Here is a 25,985-nt window from a genome sequence, read left to right on the forward strand (position 1 = left end):
AGATCAGCACCACCACGCCGGAGCGGCGCTGGGGCACGGCCGGCGCGGCGGCCTCGCCGCCTTCGGCCGCGGCCTCGACCGGCCCGCGGTGGATGCGTAGCAGGCTCACCAGCATGGCGATCACCAGCGCCACGAACACCAGCGCGATCACCCCGTCCACGCCCACCCCGGTCACCGGGTTGGTGCGCGCCACACGATTGAGCGCGGTCAGCATGCCGCTCAGCCACACCGCCACCGAGGTCAGCCAGGCATAGCGGCCCAGCTTGACCGCCGTGTCGTCGTCGAACGGCAGCAGGCGCCACGACGGCTGGCGCGGCAGCAGCAGCGCCGCGCTGGTGGCACCGACGAAGGCGGAGAAGAAGGTCACCCGGACCACCGCGTCGGCCAGGCCGTCCAGGTCCTCGGGGATGGCCTGGATCGCGCGCAGGGTATCGATCAGCACCCAGGCCGCCACCGTCGGCAGCGCCGTGCCCAGCACCAGCGTCCAGACCGCCAGCGCCGAGCGCCGCAGGCGCCCGCCCGGCGTGCGTTGGATCACATAGCGCTGGCCGACCCAGCGCAGCGCCAGTGCGCCGGGCAGCAGGATCAGCAACGCGATCGCGATGCCGGTGGCCAGCGGTGCGGTGCCATGGGTGGCCACGCCCTGTTGGAGCGCCTGCGCGAGGTCCTGACCGACCGCGCGCAGACGCTGCAGGTCGTCGGGCCAGGCCTGGGCCATCTGCCGCCACAGGGTCGGCGAGAGCGGCGAGGCGACGCGGGCGAACAGCTGCTCGCCGAGCTGGCGCGCCCGCGCCTTCTCGATGGCATCGCCCAGCTGCTGGGCCTCGACCGAGAGCAGCTTGGCGCGCTTGATCGCCCCGTCCAGGCGGTCGTGGCTGGCCTGCAGCTGCTTGCGCTCGGCAGCGATGTCGCTGGCCTCGCGCGTGCCCGGCGCCAGGTCGCCCAGCTGCTTGAGGCGCTCGTCGATCTCGTCCAGCTGCGGCTGCAGGGCCAGGGCCTGGGCATCGGCCTGACGCTGGGCGTCGGCCACCTGCAGGCCCAGCGCGTGCAGGTTCTCGGGGACCTGCTCGTCCTTGGACTGGTCCTGCAGCGTGCTCAGCGCATCGTCGATCTGCTGCAGGGCCTCATCGACGCTGGGCGCCGGCGCGGCCGGCCCCTGCGCCAGCGCCTGGCCGGCGGCCAGGACCAGCAGCGCACTCAGCAGCCACAGCCGCCGGGCGGCACGCGAAACGGAATGGAAGGACACGATCACGACACGGACAACGCGTGGACGCCACGCACCGGCGCCGATGATAAGTCAGTGCCCGTCGCCGGCCCGGCGGCGCGTGCCGCCGGCTTTCACCACCGGCTCAGGCGCCGGCCAGGACGTGGCCGACCAGGGCCTGGTAATCGGGCCCGATCGGCTCGGCGTGGGCCGGGCGCAGCAGCAGGTCGGCCAGGGCCGGCGGCACCCCGACCGGGCCCACCAGCGGCTCGACCACGCTCTCGAACTTGGCCGGATGCGCCGTGGCGGCCACCGCCCAGTCGCCGCCCTCGCCCTGGTTGCGCAGGTCCTCGAGCACCTTCACCGCCGTGGCCGTATGCGGGCAGAACACCTCGCCGAAGTGCCGATAGCGGCGCGCGATCACCAGCCGGATCGCGTCGTCGTCCACGCTGGCGGAGGCGAAGGCCGCGCGCAGCGCCGCATCGTCGCCGCGATACAGCCAGCGCAGGCGCTCGAAGTTGCTCGGCGCGCCCACGTCCATGGCGTTGGCGATGGTCGCCACGCTGGGCTGGGGCGCGTACTCGCCGCCGTCGAAGTAGTCCGGCAGCACATGGTTGGCGTTGGTCGCCAGCACGATGCGTCCGATCGGCACGCCCATCGCCCGCGCCAGGATCGCGGCCATCGCATTGCCGAGGTTGCCGGTGGGGATGACGAAGTTGAGCGTGTTGCCGCTGCGGGCGTGGTGGCCGAGCGCGGCGTGCGCGTAATAGCTCATCTGCGGCAGCAGGCGCCCCAGGCTGATCGAATTGGCCGAACTCAGCGGCGCGCGCGCCTGCAGCTGCGCGTCGTTCAAGGCGCGCTTGACCAGCGCCTGGCAGTCGTCGAACGAGCCGGCCACGCGCAGGGCGGTGATGTTGTCGCCGAAGCAGCCCAGCTGATGCGCCTGGCGCGGCGAGACGCGCCCGTCCGGATACAGCACGATCACGCGCAGATTGGGCTGGCGATGGAAGGCGGCGGCCACCGCCGCGCCGGTGTCGCCGGAGGTCGCCACCAGGATGGTCAACGGCGGCTCCTGCGCGCCGCGCAGGCGGGTCAGGCACTGCGCCAGGAAGCGCGCGCCGAAGTCCTTGAACGCCGCGGTCGGGCCATGGAACAGCTCCAGCACATGGTCGTTCGGCGTGGCCAGCGGCAGCAGCGGCGCGGGGAAGTCGAAGGCCGCCTCGCAGATGTCCGGCAAGGCGCCTTCCAGGCCGTCGCCCTCGAAGAACGGCTGCAGCAGCGTGGCGGCGGTGCCGGCCAGCGACTCGCCGGCGGCCAGCGTGCGCACCGGCGGCAGGGCCTGGGGCACGTACAGGCCGCCATCGGGCGCCAGGCCGGCGGCGATGGCCGCGCTCAGCGAAGCGGCGGGCGAGGCGTTGCGGGTGGAGACGAAGTGCATGGGAGAGGTTTTCCGAAAAGCTGAGGATTGGCGATGGATGCGGTTGTTCTGCGTTGGAGCCGCCATGGCGGCGATGGGCCTTACCGGTAAAGCCTCATCGCCGCCATGGCGGCTCCCACACTCAGGAGGATGAGTCTCTGGGTGCCAAGAAGGTCAGAGCACGTGCGCCCCTGGCGCGGCGATGCGCGAGACCCAGGCCTGCGAGGTGAAGCCGGCCTGCTCGAACGCTGCCTGCACCGCCGGCGCCGCGGCCTGCGCCTCGGCGCGCGTCTCGAACCAGCCGAAGATGCTCGGCCCGGCACCGGAGATGCTCGCCCCCATCGCCCCGCCGGCCAGCATCGCCGCCTTGGCCGCGTCGAAGCCGCCGATCAGCGGCGCGCGCCGCGGTTCGACCAGCACGTCGGCCAGGCCCGCGCGCACCAGGGTGGCATCGCCCTGATAGCAGCCGGCCAGGACCAGGGCCAGATTGGCGCTCTGGTGGACGAAGTCCTTCAGCTCGTAGGCGCCGGCCAGCGCGGCGCGCGCGCGGCGTGTCTCCAGCACCGCGTCGGGATGCACCAGCAGGCTGTGCCAGCCCTGCGGCACCGGCACGCTGGCCAGGTGCTCGGCCGTGGCCAGCACCAGCCCGCCCAGCAGCATCGGCCCCAGGTTGTCGCCATGCCGGCCGCCGCTGGCCACCGCCTCGCCGACAAGGGTGAACGGGTACAGTGCCTGCAGGCTCAGCGGTTCGTCGAGCAAGGCATTGGCCGCGACCACCGCGGCCACACAGGAGGCGGCCGAACCGCCCATGCCCGAACCCAGCGCGATGCCCTTGTCGATCTCCACCTCGAAGCCGAAGGGCAGCTCCAGCGCCTCGCGCATCGCGATCAGGGCCGCGCCCGCCGTGTTGGCCGGCGCTTCCAACGGCAGGTCGAGCGTGGTGCCGCGGATGGCGGCGATGCGCACCACAGGCTCCTCGATGCGGCGCACGGTGACCGTATCGCCCGGGCCTTCGATCACATGCCCCAGGATGTCGAAGCCGACCCCGACATTGCCGACCGAGGCCGGCGAGAACGCGCGTGCCTCCCGCCTCACAGGCGCGCCCCCTGCCCGGCCGCCACGCGCAGCACATCGGCGAACACGCCGGCCGCGGTCACTTCCGGGCCGGCGCCGGGGCCCTGCACGATCAGCGGGTTGTCGCAGTAGCGGCGCGTGGTGAACTGCACGACGTTGTCGGTCTGGCGCAGGTTGGCGAAGGCATGGTCGGCGGGCAGCTCGACCAGGCCGACGCTGGCGCCGTCCTGATCGAGGCGCGCGACGTAGCGCAGCACCTTGCCGGCCGCCTTCGCCGCGGCCAGGCGCTGGGCGAAGTCGGCGTCCACTTCGTCCAGGCGCGCCATGAAGTCCTCCACGCTGGCCTGGCGCAGCGCCTGCGGCACCAGGCTCTCGATGCGCACGTCTTCCAGCGACAGCGCACGGCCGGCCTCGCGCGCCAGGATCACCAGCTTGCGGCCGACATCGGTGCCGGACAGGTCGTCGCGCGGATCCGGCTCGGTATAGCCCATCGCCCGCGCCTGCCGCACCAGTTCGGAGAACGGCACGCTGCCGTCGAAGCGGTTGAACAGCCAGGCCAGCGTGCCGGAGAAGATGCCTTCGATGCTGGTCACCGCATCGCCGGTGTCCACCAGGTCGCGCAGCGTGGTGATCACCGGCAGGCCGGCGCCGACGGTGGCCTCGTAGCGGAAGCGCGCCCCGCTGGCGGCCGCGGCCTCGGCGATGGCCTCGAAGCGCTGCAGCGAGCCCGAGCCGGCCTGCTTGTTCGGCGTGACCACGTGGATGCCCGCGGCCAGCCAGCCGGCGTAGCGATCGGCCACGGCCGGGCTGGCCGAACAGTCCACGATCACCGTGTGCGGCAGGTGCGAGGCCAGCAGGTGTTCGGTGAAGCGGTCCAGGTCCAGCGGCTCGCGCGCCTGGGCGAAGACGCCGCGCCAGTCGTCCTCGATGCTGCGTTCGGCCAGCAGCATGCGGTGCGAGGAGGCGATCGCGCGCAGGCGCAGGTCGACATTGGCCTTGCCCAGCAGCTGCGGCTGCGCCGCGCGCAGCTGATCCAGCAGCGCGCCGCCGACATGGCCCGGCCCGATCACGCCGACCGCGAAGGTCTGCGGCGAGAGCCAGAAGCCGGCATGCGCGGCGCGCAGCGCCTTGGTCGCATCGCTGCTGGCGATGGCCACCGAGATGTTGCGCTCCGACGAGCCCTGGGCGATGGCCAGGATGTTGACCCGCGCGCGGCCCAGCGATTCGAACAACCGCGCCGCCACGCCCGGCAGGCCGGCCATGCCGTCGCCCACCGCGGCCAGCACGCTGACCCCGTCGGTGAGCTGCACGCGCTGGATCTGGCCGATCGCCAGCTCGTGGGCGAAGGCGGTCAGCAGCGCGGTGCGCGCACGCGCGGCATCGACCGCCTTGACCACGCAGCAGATCGAATGCTCCGAGGAGCCCTGCGAGATCATCACCACCGACACGCGTTCGGCACGCAGCGCCGAGAACACGCGCTCGGCCGTGCCCGGCACGCCGATCAGGCCGGTGCCTTCCAGGTTGACCACCGCCAGGTCGGGCGAGAGCGTCAGGCCCTTGACCGGGCCGGCCGCGTCCTTGCGCGCGGTGATGCGCGTGCCCGGATGCTCGGGCTGGAAGGTGTTGCGGATGATGATCGGCAGGCCGCGCTCGATCGCCGGCGACATGGTCTGCGGATGCACGACCTTGGCGCCGAAATAAGCCAGTTCGCAGGCCTCGTCGTAGCTGAGCGATTCCAGCTGCACCGCCTCGGGCACCACGCGCGGATCGGCCGAGAGCACGCCGTCCACGTCGGTCCAGATATGCAGCTCGGCGGCGTTGAACAGCGCGGCGAAGATCGCCCCTGAGTAGTCGCTGCCGTTGCGGCCCAGGGTGGTGATGCGGTTGGCGCGATCGCGCGCGACGAAGCCGGTCACCACCACGCGCCGGGCCGGGTGGCTGGCGCGCCACAGCGCCAGGCGCTGGGCGCTGGTCTCCCAGTCCACGTCCACGCCCAGCTCGCCGCGATCGACCACCAGCACCTCGCGCGCATCGAGCACCGCGCAGTCCTGGCCGCGGCTGCGCAGGTGGTCGCCCAGCAGCCGCGCCGAATACACCTCGCCCAGGCCCTGCACGCGCTCGAGCACCTCGCGCGGCAGCTCGCCGATCACCGACAGCGCCTGCAGCACCTCGGCCAGCGTGTCGAACTGCCCGTCCAGCCATTCCACCGTCGCCCCGGAATCCTCACCCAGCAGCGCCACCGCCGCGCCGCGATGGCGCGCGCGCAGCTCGTGCCAGCGCTCGCGCCAGTCGGCCAGGTTGCCGGCCGCACGCCCGGCCAGGTCGATCAGCGCATCGGTGACGCCCTTCATTGCCGAGACCACGGTGACCTGCTCGTCCTCATCGCGCGCCAGCAGCAGGTCGGCCACGTGGCGGTAACGCGTGGCATCGGCCACGGAGGTGCCGCCGAACTTGTGGGCGACGGTTTTCAGCGGTTGGGCGGATGCAGCGGGCGACGACATGGAGACCTCGGGTGGGGAGAAGGCCTCGCGCGCATCAGGATGTGGGGCTCCCGCATCCTGATCCGGGTGCGGGGCGGTGTTTGCGAAGAACCTACGCTTGCACGGCCACCAGCACCCGGGTCCGGGTGATCGTGGTGGTGGTAATCGTGCCGATGCCCGCCGCGCCCGCGACGAAGCCCGCGCAAGTTGCGCTGGCGGTCACGGCAGGGGTGGGCAGGTTCGTCATGGGCAACTAATGAACCGCATGCACCGCAAGCCTGTCAAGCACTGTGAAACAAGGCCTCTCATGGTTTCACGCGCAACTTCGAAGACCCACCCGGCGCTGGCGAAATTTTCGCCACACCTGATGGCTGCGCGATGGTGACCCCGGCCCGATTCGAACGGGCGACCTTCCCCTTAGGAGGGGGACGCTCTATCCAGCTGAGCTACGGGGCCATGCGCGGGGAGCGATTGTACCGGCTGGACGCGGGCTGCGGGCCGCCGGTCACAGCGGCAGGTAGAGCGTCATGGCCGCCGAGGCGGTGCGGCGAAAGCCGAAGCCCTCGTAGAACGCCGCGGCGCGCGCGTCCTTGGCGTCGACGACCATCACGCGCACGCCCAGCGTGGAGCGCACCGACAGGGCGAGATTGACCGCATGGCCGAGCAGCAGCTGGCCGTGGCCACGCCCCTGCTCGGCCTGCGCCACCGCCAGCCGGCCCAGGCGGATCGCCGGCACCGGATAGGCGGGCAGACGCTTGCGATCGGCCGGCTTCAGCTCAGTCAGATGCAGCTGCGCGGCCGACAGCGCGCAGTAGCCGAGCAAGCGCGCGGGGGCGGCATCGTCGATCAGGACATGGGTGGTGGCGATGCCGTCGCGCTGGTGCTGTCCCGCGCGCTGGCGCAGATAGTCGTCCAGCGCCGCCACGCCGCAGCGGAAGCCGTCGCGGTCGTGCCGCCTGCCGTCCAGGACGGCGAAGGCCAGCGCCACGGATCAGCGCTTGGCCACGCGCGCCGCGGCGTCCATCGCCTTCTTCAAGCGTGCGTTGGGGCGCAGCGGTGCGTCGAGCGCCTCCAGGAAGTGGCGCGATTCGGTCCTGGACAGGGTCACGACCACGTCGGCCGCGATGGCGGCATCGGCCTCGCGCAGCACGGCGTCGCGCACGAAGGACGACACCGGCATGCCGCGCAGCGCGGCGGCGCGGGCGATGCGTTCCTTGTCGTGCGTTGCGAGACGCAGATCCAGACGGGCGGGTGAGACGCTCATGACAGGGCTCCTGTACTTGTACGGAAGTATACCGTACGACCGGTCTGCGCGTGGATCGCAGTTCAGGGCGCATCCGTGGCCATAACCGGGCCTTTGTCCTGTATCGAACGTCCCGGCCCGATTGCCCACCCAGGCACACAGACACGCGCTCGACGCCGCGGCCGCCGGTCACCCCGCGGACAGCCCGCCCACACCGCGCGTGCTACGTTGCCCGGCCTGTTTGAACGGGCGAGGAGCGGCAGCGTCATGTGTCCGAGCAAGGTGGCCGAAGGCGCGGCGCGGGGCTGGCTGGTGCCGATCGGCGGGGCCGAGGACAAGGGGCGCGACGCGCGCATCCTGCGCCGCTTCGTGGCGCTAGCCGGAGGCAAGGCGGCACGGATCGCGGTGATCCCCACGGCCAGCCAGTCGCGCGAGGCCGGGCCGCGCTACGAACAGCTGTTCGACGAACTCGGCGCGCGCCAGGTGGAGGTGCTGGACTTCGGCACGCGCCGCGACGGCCAGGACCGTGCGCGGCTGGCGCGGATCGAACAGGCCAGCGCGATCTTCTTCACCGGCGGCAACCAGCTGCGGCTGTCCACGCTGCTGGGCGGCACGCCGGCCGCGCAGCTGATCCGCGCGCGCAACGCGACCGGGATCCCGGTCGGCGGCACCAGCGCCGGGGCCGCGATCCTGTCCGAGCACATGATCGCCTTCGGCCGCGAGGGCTCGGCGCCGCAGGCCGATTCGGTGCGCCTGGCGCCCGGCCTGGGGCTGACCAACCGCTTCGTGATCGACCAGCACTTCCGCCAGCGCGACCGATTGGGCCGGCTGCTGGCGGCGCTGGCCTACAACCCCTTCGCCATCGGCATCGGCCTGGACGAGGACACCGCCGCCTTCATCGGCCCGGACAACACGCTGGAAGTGGAAGGCTCCGGCGCGGTCACGGTGGTCGATGCGGGCGAGCTGGAGTTCTCGTCCATGGCCGAGGCCAGCGAGCGCGACCCGGTGTGCATGCTCGGCCTGAAGATGCATCTGCTGCTGGCCGGGGCCACCTACAACCTGGCCACGCGCACGGCCTCGCCCGGCACGCTGGCGCGGGAGCCGACATGAGCCGGCCCCTGCGCATCGTCGAACGCGCGGTCTATCTGGGCCCCTCGGTCTACGCGCACGAGCCGGTGATACGGCTTGACCTGGACCCGGGCGATCTGCGCGAATGGCCCAGCGGCCGGCTGGGAGCGGCCTTCGCCGAGGCGCTGCTGGCCGCCCTGCCCGGCCTGGCCGCGCACGGCGACTTCGCCCATCGCCTGCGCGCGGGCGATGGCCTGCCGCTGAGCGAGGTCCTGCAGCACATGGCGCTGGCGGTGCAGGCCATGGCCGGCGAGGACGTACGCTTCGGCGCCACTCTGCTCGGCGAGGACGCGCCGCCGGGCCTGGAGCGGGTGGTCTACGCCTACACCCAGCGCGAAGAGGGCCTGGCCGCCGGCGAGCTGGCCCTGCGCCTGCTCACCTCGCTGCTGCCCGCGCCCCTGCGCGGCGACGTGGCGCTGGACGATGGCTGGGCCTGGGACACGGCCAAGGTCGACTACATCCTCTATGCCCAGCGGCGCGCACTGGGCCCGTCCACCGCCGCGCTGGTCGCGGCGGCGCAGGCGCGCGGCATTCCGTGGCTGCGGCTGGACACCCATTCGCTGATCCAGTTCGGCCACGGCCACTATCAGCAGCGCATCCAGGCCACGCTGACCGGGCGCACGCCGCATCTGGCGGTCGAGCTGGCCAGCGACAAGGAGGCCACCAATCATCTGCTGGCCGGACTGGGGCTGCCGGTGCCGCAGCAGCGCCTGGTCACCACGCTGGAAGGCGCGGTGCGCGCCGCGCGCGCGCTGGGCGGCCCGGTCGTCACCAAGCCCTACAACGGCAACCACGGGCGCGGCATCAGCATCGACCTGTCCACGCCGGAGGAGATCGCCGCCGGCTTCGAGGCCGCGCGCGAACACGCACGCTCGGTGATCGTGGAGACCCACATCGCCGGCGACGACCATCGCCTGCTGGTGGTGGATGGCGCGCTGGTCGCCGCCACCCGGCGCACGCCCGGGCATGTGGTCGGCGATGGCATGGCCGACATCGCCGAGCTGGTCGACCGGGTCAACGCCGATCCGCGCCGCGGCATCGGCCACGAGAAGGTGCTGACCCAGCTGGAGCTGGACGAACAGGCCGACGCCATGCTCGAACGCGTCGGCTACGGCCACTTCAGCGTGCCGGCGGCCGGCGAGGTGGTGTACCTGCGCGCCACCGCCAACCTGTCCACCGGGGGCACCGCCACCGACGTCACCGACCTGATCCACCCCGACAACCGCGACATGGCCGTGCGCGCGGTGCGCGCGATCGGCCTGGATGTGGCCGGCGTGGACTTCATCAGCCCGGACATCGCGCGCAGCCATCGCGAGGTGGGCGGGGCGATCTGCGAGGTCAACGCCGCGCCCGGGCTGCGCATGCACGTGGCGCCGAGTGAGGGCCGCCCGCGCGATGCGGCCGGGCCGGTGCTGGACATGCTGTTCCCGCCCGGCACGCCGTCGCGCGTGCCCATCGCCGCGCTGACCGGCACCAACGGCAAGACCACCACCGTGCGCATGCTGGCGCACATCGCCAAGATGGCCGGCCACGTGCCGGGCATGACCAGCACCGACGGGGTGTACATCGACGGCCAGCGCACCGTCGAGGGCGACATGACCGGCCCGCTCGCCGCACGCATGGTGCTGGGCGATCCGCAGATCGACATCGCCCTGCTCGAGACCGCACGCGGCGGCCTGCTGCGCGCCGGGCTGGGCGTACCGGAGGTGGACGTGGGCGCGGTGCTCAACGTCGCCGCCGATCACCTGGGCGCGCGCGGCGTGGACACACTGGCGCAGCTGGCGCGGGTCAAGCGCATCGTGGTGGAGGTGGCGCGCGACTGCGCGGTGCTCAACGCCGACGACCCGCTGGTGCTGCGCATGTCCGCCTACACGCAGGCGCGCAACGTCTGCTACGTCACCACCAACCCTTCCCATGCGCTGGTGCGTGCGCATATCCGCGCCGGCGGCCGCGCCTGCGCACTGGAGGACGGCGTCAACGGCCAGATGATCACGCTCTACGACAAGGGCGCGCATCTGCCGCTGCTGTGGACGCATCTGATCCCGGCCACGCTGGAGGGCCGCGCCACGCACAACGTGTCCAACGCGATGTTCGCCGCGGCGATGGCCTTCGCGCTGGGGCTCAGGCTCGAGGCGATCCGCCAGGGCCTGCGCACCTTCGACACCACCTTCTTCCAGTCGCCAGGAAGGCTCAACCTGTTCGAGGAACATCCCTTCAAGGTGCTGATGGACTACGCGCACAACGCGCACGCTGCGGCGACCATGACCGACCTGGCGCGGCGCATGGACGTGGACGGCCGGCGCATCGTGGTGCTGAGCGCGCCGGGCGATCGCCGCGACACCGACATCGACGCGGTCGCCCGCGCGGTGGCCGGCCAGTTCGACCACTACATCCTGCGCCGCGACGACGCGTTGCGCGGACGCGGCGAGGACGAGGTGCCGCAGCGCCTGGCCCGCGCGCTGCGCGCGGCGGGCGTGGACGCCGAGGCCATCGAACTGATCCCCGACGAACAGCAGGCGGTGGACGCCGCGCTGCGCATGGGCCGGCCGGGCGACCTGGTGCTGATCTTCGCCGACCAGCTCAGCCGCACCTGGAAGCAGATCACCAAGTTCCGCGCCGAGGGCAGCGCCGCGCCTTCGCCCGTGCAGTGGACCACGCACGCGCAGGACGACGAGGAGACGCCCGACGCGCTGCCCGAAGGCGTGGTGCAGGACGCGCGGGGACTGGTGTTCCGCCGCGAGACCGACTGAGCCGCGCCATGCAGGCCCTGCCCTATCGACACGCGCGTCGGTTGACCGGCCCCAATGTCTACTTCGCCGACACCGGCACCGCGCTGGAAAGCGCGGCCGGGCAGGCGTTCGACCTGGACGCGCTGCGGCGCTGGGACGCGCTGGTGCGCGAGGCCGTGGCGCGGCTGGGCTGGCCGGCCGGCGCGCGCTATCGGCATCGCCATGCCAGCGGCGCCACGCTCGCCCTCTCCGCGCCGCTGGATCAGCTGCACACCGCCACCGCGCTCAACGTCTGGGCGTGGTGGATCGCCAGCAACAGCCCGGCCGAGCCGCTGCACGCGCCCGGCGATGCGGCCATCTGGGACATCGCGCTGGCCTTGCGCACGCTGCAGGCCAGCGCCGCGGCCGAGACGCAGCCGACGCTGCTCGCGCTACAGCGCAAGGCGCGCGCCCGCGCCCTGCCCTTCCTGCTGGACGAGGACGAACTGACGCTGGGCAGCGGCACCGGCGCACGCAGCTGGTTCGTCGACGAGCTGCCCGACCCGGCGCACGTGCCCTGGCCGCGCCTGCAGCGCATCCCGACCGCGCTGGTCACCGGCTCCAACGGCAAGACCACCACCACGCGCCTGCTGGCCGCACTGTGCCAGGCGCATGTCGGCGACACCGCGTACTGCTGCACCGATGGCGTCTTCTTCCAGGGTTTAGCACTCGACAGCGGCGACTTCTCCGGGCCGGCCGGCGCGCGCGAAGCGTTGCGCCAGGGCCAGGCGCGGGCGGCGGTGCTGGAGACCGCGCGCGGTGGGCTGCTGCGTCACGGCCTGGCCGTCGAACAGGCCGATGTGGCGGTGGTGACCAACGTGGCGCACGACCACTTCGGCGAGTTCGGCGTGCATGACCTGCACATGCTGGCGCAGGTCAAGCTCAGCGTGGCCCGCGCGGTGGGCGTGGGCGCGCACCTGGTACTCAATGCGGACGATGCGTTCCTGCGCACGCAGTCCACCGCGCTGTCGTGTCCGCTGGCGTGGTTCGCGCTGGATTTCGACCAGCCGCTGCTGCGGCTGCATCGCTCGCTCGGCAAGCCGGCGTGCGGCGTGCGCGATGCGCATCTGTGGCTGGCGCTGGCGGGCATCGAACACGACCTCGGCCCTACCGTCGCGATGCCGCTGAGTCTGGGCGATCGCGCGCGCTACAACCTGGGCAATCTCGCGGCCGGTGCCCTGGCTGGTGCTCTGCTGGGCATCTCGCCGGCGACCATTGCGCGGGTGCTTTCGCACTTCGGGCAAGATCCGGACGACAATCCCGGGAGGCTGCAGCAGTGGATGTTCGGCAGCACGCGCGTGGTCGTGGACTATGCGCACAACCCTGAGGGCTTGCGCAGCCTGCTCGATGCGCTCGACGCTTCGCGACGCGGCGGCCGGCTGGGGCTGCTGCTCGGCCACGCCGGCAATCGCCAGGACGAGGATCTGCGCGCGGTCGCGCATGTCGCGGCGGCGTACGCGCCGGAGCGGGTGATTCTCAAGGAGCTGCCGGGTTATGCCCGCGGCCGAGAAGCCGATTCGGTACCGGCGCTGATGCATGCGCAGCTGCTGGCCGACGGCCTGGATCCGCAGCGTGTGCAGCTGCAGCCCGACGAGGTGCAGGCCGCGCGCAGCCTGCTCGCGTGGGCCAGTGAAGGCGACTTGCTGGTACTGCCTGTGCACGAGCTGGCCAACCGCGCGCAGGTGGTGGCGCTGCTGGATGAGATGGCCGCTTCGGGGTGGCGGGCGGGGGCGCCGGTGCCAGAGCAGGCGCTGGATCGAGTCGGGTAGAAGGACGTTCCAGCAACTGCGCATCTCGGACTCGCCGGTCTCGCTGATTGATCGATTGATCGATTGATCGAGCAGCAGAGTGTGAAGCTGCGGCTTTGCCCATTCCCGTGCATAGCAAGTTGAGGCAGGGAGTGGGTTGCGCCAGCCGAGCATGGCGCGAAGAGCACCCCTCCCCAGCCCTCCCCTTCGCTTCGCGAAAGGGAGGGGGCAGGTTCATGCGCGGCGTAAGGATGGTGGGGCTGTGCCTTTGCCCCCTCCCTTTGGCCGCAGGCCAAGGGGAGGGCTGGGGAGGGGTTGCGCCGTTGCCGTTGCCGTTGCAGTTGCCGTTGCCGTTGCAGTTGCAGTTGCAGTTGCAGTTGCAGTTGCTCCCGCTGTCGCGCTCCTGCACGAAAGAGCGAGCCAGCGCAGCAAAGCAGCTGACCAAACATCCTCTTCGACTAACCCGCCATCGCGCGCGCGACTCCCGGCATGCCATCCTGATGCCCTCATGAAACCTGCCCCGCAGTTCTGGCGCGATCCGGCCATGCCGCATGTCGAGAGCAGGCGTGCGTGGCAGAGCCGCGCCTGTTACCGGCCGCATAGCCATCCGACCTTTTCCATCGGCGCGGTCGATGAGGGCACCAGCGTCTTCACCGGCGCGGCCGAGGGGCCGGTCGTGCTGCGGCCGGGCTCGCTGGTGCTGGTCCCGCCTGCGCGCGTGCATGCCTGCAATCCTGCGCCGGGCAGCGCCTGGAGCTACCAGATGCTGCATCTGGATGCGCGCTGGCTGCAGCGCGTGCTGCAGGCGCAGCGGCCGCAGGCGCAGGCACTGGAGCGCGCGCCGATCCGGGTGAGCGCTGAGCCTGCGTACTACCAGGCCTTCTGCCGGCTCAACGCGCTGCTGTTTTCCACAGCCTCGATCCAGGAGAAGGAGGCCGCCCTCCTCGCCTTCGTCGCACGCTTCTGCCGCCTGCCGGCACAGCGCGTCTTCCCGCCGCGGGAAACCGGCGCGAGCCGCCAGCGACTGCGGCCGGTGCTGGACACGTTGCGCCAGTCCGGCGCCGAGATGCGCTCGCTGCAGGAGCTGGCGGACATGGCCGGCCTGAGCCGCTACCAGATGATCCGCATGTTCCGCGCCGCGACCGGCCTCACCCCGCATGCCTGGCAGTTGAACCAGGCGATCAACCAGGCGCGCACGCGTCTGCAGGCCGGCGACGCGTTGGCCGACGTCGCCGCCGATCTCGGCTTTGCCGATCAGAGCCATTTCCAACGGATCTTCAAGGCCCATACCGGCACCACGCCGGGGCGCTACCGGGACTGAGCCCGGCGCAATTTCGTTCAAGACGCGCGCCGTCGGCATGCACAGACTCGGGCGTCCTTCGAACACCGATGTCCGCATGCAGCAGTTCCTGATCATCGCCGCGGCCCACTTCCTGGCGCTGCTCTCGCCCGGCCCCGACTTCTTCCTGGTCGCGCGCACCTCGCTGCGCGCCGGCTGGCGGCTGGCCAGCGGCGCCTGCGTAGGAATCGCCGTGGCCAACGGCGTCTTCATCCTCATCGCCTTCGCCGGCCTGTCGGCCTTGCGCCCGGGCAGCGCGCTGTTCGTCGCCCTTCAGCTCATCGGCTGTCTGTATCTGCTGTATCTGGGCTGGCTGTTCCTTGTCCACGCCGGCAAAAGCGACCTGCAGGTGATGGACGGCGTCCAGGCGACGCGCGGCGCGATAGCCGGCGCGGCGTCCTGGCTGCGCGCGATGGGCATGGGCTTTCTGTCCGGCATCCTCAATCCGAAGAACGCCCTGTTCTACGCCAGCCTGGCAGCGATGCTGACCGGGGCGCAGACCAGCGCGGTCTGGAAGCTGTTCTACGGCGTGTGGATGTTCAGCGTGGTCCTGCTGTGGGACCTGCTGGTGGCCATGTGCATCGGCAATGCGGCGGTGCTGCGCCGCTTCGCGCGGGCGCTGCCGTGGCTGGAGCGGGTCTCCGGCGCGGTGCTGATCCTGTTCGCGCTCGGGGTCATCGTCCTGCTCGTCGTGCGCTGAATCCCGACCGGCGCGTCCATGCCCAAGCATGGCGCGCCGGCCCGGTCCAGCGGACAGCGCGCCGCGTCGCCAGGACGCGACGCGCGGCCGTCTTACTCCTCGATCACGTCCTTGCGCGGCAGCGGCGCGTCGCGCATCGCGGCCTGGTAGGCGAAGCTGGCGATGATCGCCGCGGCCTGCTGCAGGTCGGCCGGGACGGCGTGGTCGTAGGTGTCCAGATCGCTGTGGTGGACCTGGGTGCCGTAGTCCAGCCGGTCCTGTACGAACTGGAAGCCCGGCAGGCCCACGCGGTCGAACGGGATGTGGTCGGTGCTGCCGGTGTTGCGGCTGGTGACGATGCTCGCGCCGATGTCCTCGAACGGCGCCAGCCAGGCCTTGAAGATCGGCATCACCGCCTGGTTTTCCTGCGCGTAGATGCCGCGGATGCGGCCCGAGCCGTTGTCCAGGTTGAAGTAGGCCGACAGCTTGCCCCACTCCTTGGTCTTCTGCAGCGGTCCGGTCGGCGTGCGCAGCGAGGACGGCAGCTCCTTCTGCGCCAGGTCGGTCGGCTCGGGATAGCGGGCGAAATGGCGCGAGACGTAGTCGGTCGAGCCGATCAGGCCCTGCTCCTCGCCGCTCCACAGCGCCACGCGGATGGTGCGCTTGGGTTTGGCGCCGACCGCCTTGAGGATGCGCATGGCCTCCATCATCACCGCCACGCCGGCGCCGTTGTCCGAGGCGCCGGTGCCGGCGTGCCAGGAGTCCATGTGCGCGCCCAGCATCACCACCTCGTCGGCCTTGCCGCTGCCCTTGAGCTCGGCGATGGTGTTGTAGCCCGGGTCGTTGCTCTGGCTGGTGAAGCGCGCATCGGAGCGCACGCGCAGACGCACGGTGTCCTTGCGCTCCAGCGCGCGCATCAACGGGTTGTAGTGCTCGGCGGCGACCACCAGCTCGGGCACGCCGACCGGCTCGCCGGCCTTGCGCGAACCGCCGCCGCCCACGCGCAGGATGCCGTCGTCCCAGCCGGAGATGCTCAGCGCGGCCAGCGCGCCTTCGTCGATCAGGAACTGGTTGGTGGCCTTGGCCAGCTCGGTGCGCTCGCGGTATTCCTTCAGGCGCTTGTCGCGCGCGGCCTTGTCGGTGGGCGCGGGGATGGCGAAGTCCAGCAGCTCGTGCAGGCCGGCCTCGTCGTAGCGCTTGGAGGCGGCCTCGGTGTTGGGCTTGTACGGGCGCGCCTCGCTGAGCAGCACGATCTTGCCGCGCAGCTTGCCCTTGTACTTGTCCAGGTCGGCCTTGGTCTTGAGGTTGAGCGCGATGGCCTCGCCCTCGACCGTGCCGTTGGTCCCCGGCGTCCAGGCCTTGGGCACGGCGTGCAGCGGCGCGGCGCGCGGGCTGAGCAGCTCCAGGCTGGCGCTGCTGAACTCCCAGCCGCGGCCGAAATCATCGAAGGCCTCGTCGTGGACGTTGCTCAGGCCCCACTCGGTGAACTTCTCCCGGGTCCAAGCATTGGCGCGGCCCATGGCCGGCGAATTGGTCAGGCGTGGACCGATCTGCTCGGTCAGGTACTGCAGCGTGTCGGCCACCTGCGAGCGGTGGAAGGCTTCCTGCCGGATCTTGCCGACCATCGCCAGGTCCACCGTTTCCTCGGCCTGGGTCGCGAAGGCCATCCCCAGCCCCGCGACCAGCGCCGCCCATTTCATCCGCCTCATGCCTAATCCCCATCTCGGTTGTTGAAGGTCGTGTCGTGCAACCCACCGAGTCTGCCAGCGCGTTGTGCGCCTGCAGCAGGCCACAGGTCATGGCCGCCGATGACAAACCTGTCAGGCCAGCGGCGTCAGCCGGGCGCGGCGCAGCGCCGGGGCGTCCTGACCGGGCCAGTCGCGGTCCACCGCCACCTGCGCGCGGGCCGCGCTGGCCTGCAGCGCCGCGAAATCCAGCTCGCCGATCGCCCAGATCTGCTCACCTTCCGTCTGCGCGATCACGCCGTCGGCGGGCAGATCCACATCCATCGGCGCGAACAGCGCGGCCTCGCCGGTGTTCTCGTCCAGCGCCGGGCTCCACGGCGCGCTGCCGGCGGTCACCGACTGGGCGACGAACAGGCGGTTCTCCAGCGCGCGCGCCAGGCAGCCCACGCGCACGCGGGTGGCGCCGGCGGCCGTGTCGGTGCAGCTGGGCACCACCAGCAGACGCGCGCCGGCCTGCTGCTGGGCACGCACCGGCAGCGGGAACTCGGCGTCGTAGCAGATCGCGATGCCGGCGCGGATCTCGTCGGCGGCGAACACGCGCAGGTCGTCGCCGCCTTCGATCACCTGGGCGTTCTTTTCGAAGCCGGTGAGCTGCAGCTTGTCCTGCCAGCCGCGGCGCCCGTCCGGGGTGAACCAGTGCGCGCGGTTGCGATAGCGCCCGTTGCCCACCGCGGTGAGGAAGCTGCCGGCGATCACGTGCAGGCCCATGCGCTGGGCCAGCGTGGCGTAGAGATGCAGGAAAGCCTCGGCGTACTGCTGGGTCGCTTCCAGCGAGGCCATCAGGTCGGCGCTGATGGCCACCGGGAAGGTCGCGGCCAGCTCCAGCGACAGGTATTCGGGCAGCACCGCGATGCGCGCGCCGGCGTCGGCGGCCTGCTGCAGCAGATGCACCTGCTTCTCGGCGAAGGCATCGAAGTCGCGCGGCTGGCCGATCGGGTACTTGGCGACGGCGACCCTCATGCCTGCCCCTCCAGCGCACGGGTCCAGAAGGTCAGCGTGTGCGCGACCTCGCCGTGCCCGGCCTCGCGCCAGGGTAGACGCAGCTGCAGCCCGTCGCGGCGCGTGTAGCCGCGCTTGCGCCAGAACGCGTCGTTGTCGCGATGCCCGGCCGGGCGGCGCGGATCGGCCGGGTCGCGATCCACCGCGCAGAAGGCGGTCGTGTCGAACCCGCCCAGCGCGCGTGCATGGGCCTCGCGCGCATCGAAGAAGGCATGGCCGATGCCGCGCCCGCGCCACTGCGGCAGCAGCACGGACTCGCCGAAGTAGAAGACGCGGCTGGCATCCAGACCCTGGGCAATGAACGGCGCGGAGAAGGCCTCGGTATCGTCCAGCAGCGGCAGGCCGGTGGAGGCGCCGATCACCTCCTCGCCCGCCAGCGCCAGCACGAACACGCTGCGCGGCGAGCGCGCGTAGGCGGCCAGGTAGTCGCACTCGTAGGCGTGGCTGCCCTGGTAGAGGTAGGGCCAGTGCGCGAACACGGCGATGCGCAGGCGCGCCACATCGTCCAGGTAGGGCGCGATCTCGGCGCCACGCACCACCGCGATACGGTGCGCGGGCAAGGCGGAAGCAAGCGAGGTCATGGGCCTAATTTACCGCACCCCGCCCCGCGCTTCCGCCACAGCAGGACCGCGATGCCCTGCTCGGGCACCAGCGCCAGCCACGCGGCGCGATCGCACCGCGCACTCAGCCACACCAGCCCGCCCTGCACGCCGCGCAGGCAGCGCCACGGGCGCCAGGCCGGCAGCTGCGGGCAACGCGGTCGCAGGGCCGCGCACAGCAGCTCGACCGGCCGCTCGCGCAGCGCCTGCGCGGTGGCCTGCGCCAGCTCGAACACCACCGCGCCGCCCACGCCGCGCCGCAGCGGTGGCAGCGGCGGCCCGTCCGGCTCGACCCGCAGCCCGCATACCGACAGCGCCGCGGGCAGACGGCGCGCCGCGTGGCGCACCGCGCGTCCGTGCAGGAGCATCAGCGCAGCTCCGTGGACAGCGCATACCAGTCGATCCTGCGCGTGATCCACATGATCGCCGCCAGGATGGCGAACAGCAGCAGCGAGCCCATCAGCAACGCGTTGTCCTCGGACATGAGCAGGCCGTACAGCGCGCCGTACAGCGCGGTGAGCGCCAGGGCGAACGCGCCGGCCAGCCGGGTGCTACGCAACACGCCTGCGAGGTAGACGAACTGCACGCCGATGCAGGCCCCGGCCGCGATCAGATACGCCAGCCAGAACGCGATGTGCTCGGACAGGCTGAACAGCAGCAGGAAGAACATCGCCAGCGCCAGGCCCACCAGCAGGTATTGCAGCGGATGGATCCGCAAGCGCCGCACCAGTTCCAGCAGGCCGAAGCCGACGAAGGTCAGCAGCACGAACAGCAGCCCGTACTTGCAGGCGCGATCGGCCAGCGTATAGGCATCGACCGGGTCGACCAGCTCCACTCGCAGCGCGTCCAGCTGCGTCCCGCCGTCGGACTGCAGCCGCTGCAGCTGGGCCTGCGCCTGGCTGGCCAGCGAGGACACCGCCCACTGCGCATCGAAGCCGCGGCCGCCGACCGTACGCTGCACGGGCAGGAAGTCGCCGCCGAAGGCCGGATGCGGCCACGACGAGGCCAGCCGCACGCGGCTGTCGTCGGCCACCGGCACCACCTCCAGCGCCTGCGTCCCGGCCAGCGCGAAGGACAGCGTCACGCCGCGCCCCGGCACGCGTCCATCCACCACCTCGGGCAGGAGCGCGCTCACGCCGGCCAGGTGCGCGTTGAAGGCGCGCGTGCCGGGCTGCAGGCGCAGGGCCGCGCCGTCGACGCGCAGGCTGGGCGCACCCTGCAGACCGCGCACATCGCGCAGGCCCAGCACCAGATACGGCGTTCCGTAGCGACGCACCGCCCCGGCCGGCGCCGGCGGCAGCGCGGTGGAGAACTGCGCCGAAAGCTGCCCGTTCCAGACATAGGTCGGCACGTCGAACAGCCCGACCCTGCGCGTCTGCGGCCGCAGCTGGCCGCCGACCTGCAGCGACAGCGGCGCCTGCAGCAGCGTGCCTTCGCTGCGCACCTGCCGCGTGCGGGCATGCCCGGTGTCGTCGGTCCACGCCTGCTCGCGCACATCGACATACGGCAGCGCGCGCAGCGGCCCGACCAGCCGCTGCGCGCCGGCGCTGCTGCGCGCCACGCGCTCGACGGCCTGTTCGCGGTAGGCGGTGCGTTCGGCGATCAGGCTGCGAATCATGCTCAGGGGAATCAGCAGCGCCAGCACCAGCGCGCCGGCGATGGCGAAACGCAACAGCAACTTCAGGGATTTCATGCACGGCTCCGGCCGGTGGTCGATACCGGACAGGCTGCGCGGGCCGTGTGGGGCGCGGTTGAGCGCTGCTTGAAGCCAATGTGAAGTCCGCCGGCGGGCCGCTCGCCTTGATCGGGGTGACAGGTCGCGCCGACTAGACTGACGGCCCCGTCAGTTTCCACCGGAGCGTCGCCTTGGACTTCACCACCGTGCACTGGGCCGCGCACGACTCGCGCCTGCTGCTGTGCGCCCTTGCCGGCATTGTCTGCATCGTTGGGCTGATCAGCCTGCTCCGGCTGCCGCCGTTCCTGTCGATCCTAGTGGGCAGCTTCGTGGCCGGGCTTAGCATCGGGCTGCCGCCAGAGCAGCTGGCCAAGTCCTTCGGCACCGGCGCCGGCCACCTGCTGGGCGACGCCGGCCTGATCATCGCCCTGGGCGCCATGCTGGGGGCGATGCTGGCCGATACCGGCGCGGCCGACCGCATCGCCTCGACCCTGCTCGGCATCGGCAAGGGCAAGGCGCTGCCCTGGGTGATGGCGCTAGTGGCGATGGTGATCGGCCTGCCGCTGTTCTTCGAGGTCGGCCTGGTGATGATGGTGCCGATCATCTTCGTCATGGCGCGCCGCGCGCAGCAGCCGCTGCTGCGCATCGCCATCCCGGCGCTGGCCGGCATGACCACCCTGCACGCGCTGATGCCGCCGCACCCGGGTCCGCTGATCGCGGTCAGCACGCTGCATGCGGACCTGGGGCTGACGATGCTGTTCGGCTTCATCATCGCGGTGCCCGCGGTGATCCTGGCCGGGCCGCTGTACGGGATCTGGCTGTCGCGGCGCATGGATATCGCCGTGCCGGCCAAGATGGAGGCCCTGTTCTCCGCGCGCGAGGCGCCGGCGCATCCGCCCGGCTTCGCCGCGAGCCTGTCGATCATCCTGCTGCCGGTGGTGCTGATGCTCGGCGCCACCCTGGCCAAGATCGCCCTGCCGCCGGACGCGCCGGCTGCCACGGCGCTGCGCTTCCTGGGCGAACCGATGGTGGCCCTGGCCCTGGCGGTGCTGGCCGCGGTGGCGCTACTGGGCTGGGGCGGCGGGCTGGGACGCGCGCGGGTCAACCAGGTGCTGCTCAAGAGCCTGCCGCCGATCGCCGCGCTGCTGCTGACCATCGGCGCCGGCGGCGGCCTGAAGCAGGTCCTGCTGGATGCCGGCATCAGCGACACCATCGCCAAGGTCGCCCAGGGCGCGCACCTGCCCTATCTGCTGCTGGCCTGGCTGATCGCGGTGGCGCTGCGCCAGGCGACCGGCTCGGCCACGGTGGCCACGACCACCACCGCCGGCATCCTGGCGCCGCTGGTGGCGCACCTGCCGCCCACCCAGGGCGCGCTGATCGCGCTGGCCATCGGCGCCGGCTCGGTGTTCTTCTGCCACGTCAACGACGCCGGCTTCTGGATGGTGCGCGAGTACTTCGATCTCAAGCTCAAGCAGACGGTGATGGTGTGGTCGGTGCTACAGACCATCGTCTCGCTGGTCGGGCTGGCCGGCACCGCGCTGCTGTGGCGGCTGCTGGCGTGATCGCAAGAGCTTTGCAGGACACGCGCTAGGCTTGGCCGCATGACTGAACCGCTGACCGGCCCGGCCGACGATCCCCGCCGTATCCACCTGCGCCGCATGAAGCTGGCCGCCTTCAGCCTGCTGGTGCTGATGCTGGCCGGCTTCGGCTTGAGCCACGCGATGGGGCTGCGCGGCGGCTGGGCGTGGCTGGCCGCGTTCTGCGAGGCGGCGGCGGTGGGCGCGATGGCGGACTGGTTCGCGGTGGTGGCGCTGTTCCGCCGGCCGCTGGGCCTGCCGATCCCGCACACGGCGATCGTGCCGCGCGGCAAGGCGCGGCTGGCCGACAGCCTGGCGGTGTTCGTGCGCGACCACTTCCTGGCGCCCGAGGCGCTGCTGGAGAAGCTGCGCGCGTTCGACCCGGCCGCGCGCCTGGGCCAGTGGCTGGCCGAACCGGCACAGGCGAAGCTGCTGGCCGGCATGGCGCGCGGCTGGGCGCTGCAGGCGCTGGACCTGCTGGACGAGAGCGCCGTGCGCGCGGCGATCCAGCGCTTCGTGATCGCCCGCCTACGCGGCTGGAACGCCGCCGGCACCGCCGGCCAGGTGCTGGGCCTGCTCACCGCCGACGGCCGCCACCAGGCGCTGCTGGACGCCGCGCTCAAGCGCATCGCCCGCTGGCTGGACGACCCGGCGCTCAAGGCCCGCGCCTCGGCGCTGATCGTGCGCTACGCGCGGCGCGAATGGCCCAAGCTGATGGGCACGGTGGACCTGATCAAGCCGGTGGACGAGATCGGCGACGCCCTGGCCCAGCGCATCGCCGCCGCGGCGCTGGAGGAGCTGCAGACCGTGCTGTCCACGCCCGGCCATCCACTGCGTCAGGACTACGAGGCCTGGCTGTCGCGCTATGTGCAGCGCCTGCGCGAAGACCCGGCGCTGGTGGAGCGCGTGGAGCAGATCAAGCAGAACCTGATCGACCACCCGGCCGTGCAGGACTACGTGCGCGGGCTGTGGGACCAGGTCCATGCCGCCTTGCGCGCGGACCTGGAGAACCCCGACTCGCGCCTGGCCGCGCACCTGGAGCGCCTGCTGCAGACCCTGGGCGAGGCGCTGGGCCGCGACGCCTCGCTGCGCGAGGCGCTCAACGCCCACCTCACCACTGCCGCCGAGAGCCTCACCGCCCGCCTGCGCAGCGGCGTCACCCACCACATCGCCCAGACCATGAAGGGCTGGGACGAACGCCAGCTGGTGGACGTGCTGGAACTGGCCGTCGGCCGCGACCTGCAGTACATCCGTTTCAACGGCACGATCGTGGGCGGGCTGATCGGGCTGGTGCTGCATGCGGTGGTGGTGTTCTGGGACTAGCCCGAGCGGGCGCGGAACGGGCTTCTGGCCACGCGCGGCGCTCGCACGTCAAGGCGTTCCGCTCCACCCGCGCGCCCCTCCACACCTGCCCCCCCTGCCTTGTGGCACTGTGCGCCCCGCCGCCGGCGCTTCAGCCTGCGCAGTCCTTTTTTGACCGGAGCCTTGCCCATGCGTCGTCTGACCCGTTCCGTGCTGGCCCTCGCGCTGGCCAGCGCCTGCTGCGGCGCGTCCGCCGCCGACGAGGCCGTGCCCACCGGGCGCCTGCCCACCTGGGCCCAGCCGCAGGAATACGCGCTGGACCTGAAGATCGACCCCGCCCAGGACAGCTTCAGCGGCACCACCACGATCAAGGTCAAGCTGACCCAGGCCAGCGATCATCTGTGGATCGACGGCAAGGAGCTCAAGGTCGGCAAGGTCACCGTGACCGGCGCCGACGGCAAGGCCGCCGCGGCCAAGTACACCGTGGCCGACACGCAGGCCGGCGTGGCCCGCATCGACTTCGGCAAGACCCTGCAGCCGCAGGAACTGACCCTGTCCATCGCCTACACCGCGCCGTTCAACCAGGCGCTGGAAGGCCTGTACAAGGTCACCTACGAAGGCAAGCCGTATGCGATGACGCAGATGGAGCCGATCAGCGCGCGCTTCGCCTTCCCCAGCTTCGACGAGCCGGCGTTCAAGACGCCCTACGACATCAAGCTGACCATCCCGGCCGACCTGCAGGCCGTGGCCAATACCGCCCAGGTGCAGGAGGCGCCCACGACCACCAGCAAGCGCTGGAAGACGCTGACCTTCGCCCGCACGCTGCCGCTGCCGACCTATCTAGTCGCCTTCGCCGTGGGCCCGTGGGACATCGTCGATGGCCCGGGCATCACCGCCACGCCGCAGCGCGCCGGCACCCTGCCGCTGCGCGGCGTGGCGCCCAACGGCAAGGGCCCGCGCATGAAGATCGCGCTGGACTCCACGCCGGTGATCATCCACACGCTGGAGGACTACTACGACTTCGGCTATCCCTTCGACAAGCTCGACCAGCTGGCCGCGCCGGACTTCTCCGCCGGTGCGATGGAGAACGCCGGCCTGGTGACCTACCGCGACTATCTGCTGCTGCTCGACAAGGATTCGGCCACCAGCTACAAGCGCTCGTCCTTCAACGTGATCGCCCATGAGCTGGCCCACCAGTGGACCGGCGATACGGTGACCATGTCCTGGTGGAACGACCTGTGGCTCAACGAGTCCTTCGCCACCTGGATGCAGCAGAAGGTCACCATGAAGGTGCATCCGGAATACCGCGCCGACCTGGACCGCGTGCAGGGCGCGCAGGGCGCGATGTCCGGCGATGCGCTGGTGGCCACGCGCAAGATGCGCCAGGAGATCACCGGCAACGGCGACATCGAGAACGCCTTCGACGGCATCACCTACCAGAAGGGCGCCGCGGTGCTGGGCATGTTCGAGGCCTATGTGGGTGAGGACACCTTCCGCACCGGCATGCGCCAGTACATCCAGCGGCACAAGTTCGGCAACGCCACCGCCGACGACCTGGTCAGCGCCATCGCCACCGCCGCCGGCAAGGGGCCGGAGTTCACCGCCGCGTTCAACAGCTTCCTCGACCAGCCTGGCGTGCCCTATGTGCACACCGAGGTCACCGACGCCAAGGGCCAGGTGGTGCTCAAGCTGACCCAGCGTCGCTACCTGCCGCTGGGCAGCACCGGCGATTCGGCCAAGACCTGGGGCGTGCCGGTGTGCGTGCGCTACCAGACCAGCGCCGGCAGCGACAAGGCCTGCACCCTGCTGTCGGCCGCCAGCGGCACCCTGGCCCTGCCGGGCGCGAAGCAGGGCGGCTGGGTGATGCCCAACGCCGGCGCCGCCGGCTACTACCGCATCGGCCTGGACGCCAAGGCGCTCAAGACGCTCACCGCCGATGTGGCCCAGCTCACCGATGCCGAGCAGCTGGCCTACGGCGACGGCGTCAGCGCCGCCTTCGACCTGGGCGCGTTGAACCCGGCCCAGCTGCTGGCCGCGCTCAAGCCGCTGACCGCCTCCAAGGTCTCCGAGGTCGCGACCGTACCCACCGAACACGTGGGCTGGCTGTACGGCCGCCTGGCCAGGACCGACGCCCAGCGCGCGGCGCTGACCCAGTGGGCCGAGGAGGCCTATCTGCCGCGCATGCAGCAGCTGGGCTATGTGCGCAAGGACGGCGAGGAAGGCAGCGATGCGCTCGAGCGCGCCGAACTGGCCGGCTTCCTGGCCCTGAGCATGAAGGTGCCGGCCGCGCGCGCCGAGCTGCTCAAGCAGGGCGATGCGGTGCTGGCCGGCGGCAAGACGCTGGCCTTCGACCAGGCCAACCCCGACCTGCTCGCCGCCGCGCTGTCGGTGACCGTGCAGGAGCACGGCGCTCCGGCCGTGGACCAGCTGATGGCCGCGCTGCCCGGCGTGATCGATCCGGCCCACCGCAACGCCATGCTCTCGGCGCTCAGCCGCACCGAGGACCCGGCGCTGGCCGCCAAGGTGCGCAGCTTCGGCCTGGGCAAGGACGTCAAGGTCGGCGAGATGCGCTACCTGCTGACCGCCGGCAAGCACGCCACCGTGGCCGATCGCGACACGCAGTGGACCTGGTTCACCCAGAACTACGACGCCATCCATGCGCGCATCGGCGCCTTCGCCGGCGGCTCGCTGCCGCGCATGGCCTCGGCCGGCGCCTGCACCCCGGCCGAGTCGGACCGCCTGCAGGCGTTCTTCGAGCCGCGCCTGAAGGACCTGCCCGGCGCCATCCGCGGCCTGCAGCAGGCGCGCGAGAGCATCGCCCTGTGCGCCGCCCTCACCGCCAAGCAGGACCCGGCGACGCTGGTGAAATAAGCGCCAGCGCTGGCTGCAGCACCTGAACGCCGCCGCAGGAAACTGCGGCGGTTTCTTTTTGGGCGCTTTGCCGAACTGCGGATATCGATGAGTGCGGCTTTGGTGAGCGGACTTCGCCCACCAGCCTCGACCCGGCC

The 25,985-nt window shown here is 71.6% G+C and carries 19 protein-coding genes, 1 tRNA gene and 1 pseudogene; 8 read left to right on the plus strand and 13 right to left on the minus strand.

All coding sequences use genetic code 11. The features are described 5' to 3' along the window. Positions 1-733: 733 nt before the first annotated feature. The 8 genes and pseudogenes from QE438_RS08860 to QE438_RS08895 form a co-directional block, all read right to left on the minus strand. Positions 734-1,252: pseudogene (locus QE438_RS08860) on the minus strand (DUF3772 domain-containing protein); the annotation flags it as partial. A 97-nt stretch (positions 1,253-1,349) separates the two neighbouring features. Then, complete coding sequence (gene thrC / locus QE438_RS08865) at positions 1,350-2,642, minus strand: threonine synthase (RefSeq protein ID WP_306991022.1); 1,293 nt, start codon at positions 2,640-2,642, stop codon at positions 1,350-1,352. A 153-nt stretch (positions 2,643-2,795) separates the two neighbouring features. Further along, positions 2,796-3,716, minus strand: a complete 921-nt coding sequence (locus QE438_RS08870; protein ID WP_306991021.1) for a homoserine kinase — start codon at positions 3,714-3,716, stop codon at positions 2,796-2,798. After that, complete coding sequence (thrA, locus tag QE438_RS08875; protein WP_306991019.1) at positions 3,713-6,196, minus strand: bifunctional aspartate kinase/homoserine dehydrogenase I; 2,484 nt, start codon at positions 6,194-6,196, stop codon at positions 3,713-3,715. Before thrA ends, QE438_RS08870 begins: the two co-directional genes overlap by 4 nt. Positions 6,197-6,287: 91 nt before the next feature. After that, positions 6,288-6,422: a hypothetical protein gene (locus QE438_RS08880; RefSeq protein ID WP_306991016.1), complete on the minus strand. Its 135-nt coding sequence runs from the start codon at positions 6,420-6,422 to the stop codon at positions 6,288-6,290. A 132-nt stretch (positions 6,423-6,554) separates the two neighbouring features. Further along, positions 6,555-6,631: transfer RNA gene (locus QE438_RS08885), tRNA-Arg, on the minus strand. 49 nt (positions 6,632-6,680) lie between these two features. Beyond that, positions 6,681-7,163: a GNAT family N-acetyltransferase gene (locus QE438_RS08890; protein WP_235872885.1), complete on the minus strand. Its 483-nt coding sequence runs from the start codon at positions 7,161-7,163 to the stop codon at positions 6,681-6,683. 3 nt (positions 7,164-7,166) lie between these two features. Beyond that, on the minus strand, positions 7,167-7,439 hold the full coding sequence (locus QE438_RS08895; RefSeq protein ID WP_306991013.1) for a DUF1778 domain-containing protein: 273 nt from the start codon (positions 7,437-7,439) through the stop codon (positions 7,167-7,169). 246 nt (positions 7,440-7,685) lie between these two features. On the opposite strand from QE438_RS08895, the gene QE438_RS08900 reads away from it, so the two are divergent. The 5 genes from QE438_RS08900 (at position 7,686) to QE438_RS08920 (ending at position 15,101) form a co-directional block, all read left to right on the plus strand. Further along, positions 7,686-8,528 (plus strand): cyanophycinase, encoded by an 843-nt coding sequence (locus tag QE438_RS08900; RefSeq protein ID WP_306991011.1) that lies wholly within the window; start codon positions 7,686-7,688, stop codon positions 8,526-8,528. Next, a complete protein-coding gene (gene cphA, locus QE438_RS08905; RefSeq protein WP_307183957.1) occupies positions 8,525-11,296 on the plus strand; it encodes a cyanophycin synthetase in 2,772 nt (923 codons plus the stop codon). The genes QE438_RS08900 and cphA overlap by 4 nt, the downstream gene beginning before the upstream one ends. A gap of 8 nt (positions 11,297-11,304) precedes the next feature. Further along, positions 11,305-13,083 (plus strand): Mur ligase family protein, encoded by a 1,779-nt coding sequence (locus tag QE438_RS08910; protein WP_306991006.1) that lies wholly within the window; start codon positions 11,305-11,307, stop codon positions 13,081-13,083. 487 nt (positions 13,084-13,570) lie between these two features. Then, on the plus strand, positions 13,571-14,383 hold the full coding sequence (locus QE438_RS08915; RefSeq protein WP_306991004.1) for an AraC family transcriptional regulator: 813 nt from the start codon (positions 13,571-13,573) through the stop codon (positions 14,381-14,383). Positions 14,384-14,459: 76 nt separating this feature from the next. After that, positions 14,460-15,101: a LysE family transporter gene (locus tag QE438_RS08920; protein ID WP_306991002.1), complete on the plus strand. Its 642-nt coding sequence runs from the start codon at positions 14,460-14,462 to the stop codon at positions 15,099-15,101. A gap of 92 nt (positions 15,102-15,193) precedes the next feature. On the opposite strand, the gene QE438_RS08925 is transcribed toward QE438_RS08920, so the two are convergent. From QE438_RS08925 to creD, 5 genes are all read right to left on the minus strand, one after another. After that, complete coding sequence (locus QE438_RS08925) at positions 15,194-16,780, minus strand: M20/M25/M40 family metallo-hydrolase (RefSeq protein WP_306996064.1); 1,587 nt, start codon at positions 16,778-16,780, stop codon at positions 15,194-15,196. 120 nt (positions 16,781-16,900) lie between these two features. After that, entirely contained in the window at positions 16,901-17,785 is an 885-nt protein-coding gene (locus tag QE438_RS08930) for a carbon-nitrogen hydrolase family protein (RefSeq protein ID WP_306991000.1), read from the minus strand. Next, complete coding sequence (locus QE438_RS08935) at positions 17,782-18,405, minus strand: GNAT family N-acetyltransferase (RefSeq protein ID WP_306990998.1); 624 nt, start codon at positions 18,403-18,405, stop codon at positions 17,782-17,784. Before QE438_RS08935 ends, QE438_RS08930 begins: the two co-directional genes overlap by 4 nt. After that, positions 18,402-18,791 (minus strand): hypothetical protein, encoded by a 390-nt coding sequence (locus QE438_RS08940; RefSeq protein ID WP_306990996.1) that lies wholly within the window; start codon positions 18,789-18,791, stop codon positions 18,402-18,404. Before QE438_RS08940 ends, QE438_RS08935 begins: the two co-directional genes overlap by 4 nt. Continuing rightward, positions 18,791-20,116: a cell envelope integrity protein CreD gene (gene creD / locus QE438_RS08945; RefSeq protein WP_306990995.1), complete on the minus strand. Its 1,326-nt coding sequence runs from the start codon at positions 20,114-20,116 to the stop codon at positions 18,791-18,793. Before creD ends, QE438_RS08940 begins: the two co-directional genes overlap by 1 nt. Positions 20,117-20,289: 173 nt before the next feature. On the opposite strand from creD, the gene QE438_RS08950 reads away from it, so the two are divergent. The 3 genes from QE438_RS08950 (at position 20,290) to QE438_RS08960 (ending at position 25,848) form a co-directional block, all read left to right on the plus strand. After that, positions 20,290-21,660, plus strand: coding sequence for a gluconate:H+ symporter (locus tag QE438_RS08950; protein ID WP_306990992.1), 1,371 nt, complete (start codon positions 20,290-20,292; stop codon positions 21,658-21,660). Positions 21,661-21,699: 39 nt separating this feature from the next. Then, positions 21,700-22,998 carry a DUF445 family protein gene (locus QE438_RS08955; RefSeq protein ID WP_306990989.1) on the plus strand — a complete coding sequence of 433 codons (1,299 nt, stop codon included), beginning with the start codon at positions 21,700-21,702 and terminating at the stop codon, positions 22,996-22,998. A 168-nt stretch (positions 22,999-23,166) separates the two neighbouring features. After that, entirely contained in the window at positions 23,167-25,848 is a 2,682-nt protein-coding gene (locus QE438_RS08960; protein ID WP_306990987.1) for a M1 family metallopeptidase, read from the plus strand. Positions 25,849-25,985: the final 137 nt, after the last annotated feature.

This window comes from Pseudoxanthomonas sp. SORGH_AS_0997 (genome assembly GCF_031453535.1).
Classification (GTDB): Bacteria; Pseudomonadota; Gammaproteobacteria; order Xanthomonadales; family Xanthomonadaceae; genus Pseudoxanthomonas_A; species Pseudoxanthomonas_A winnipegensis.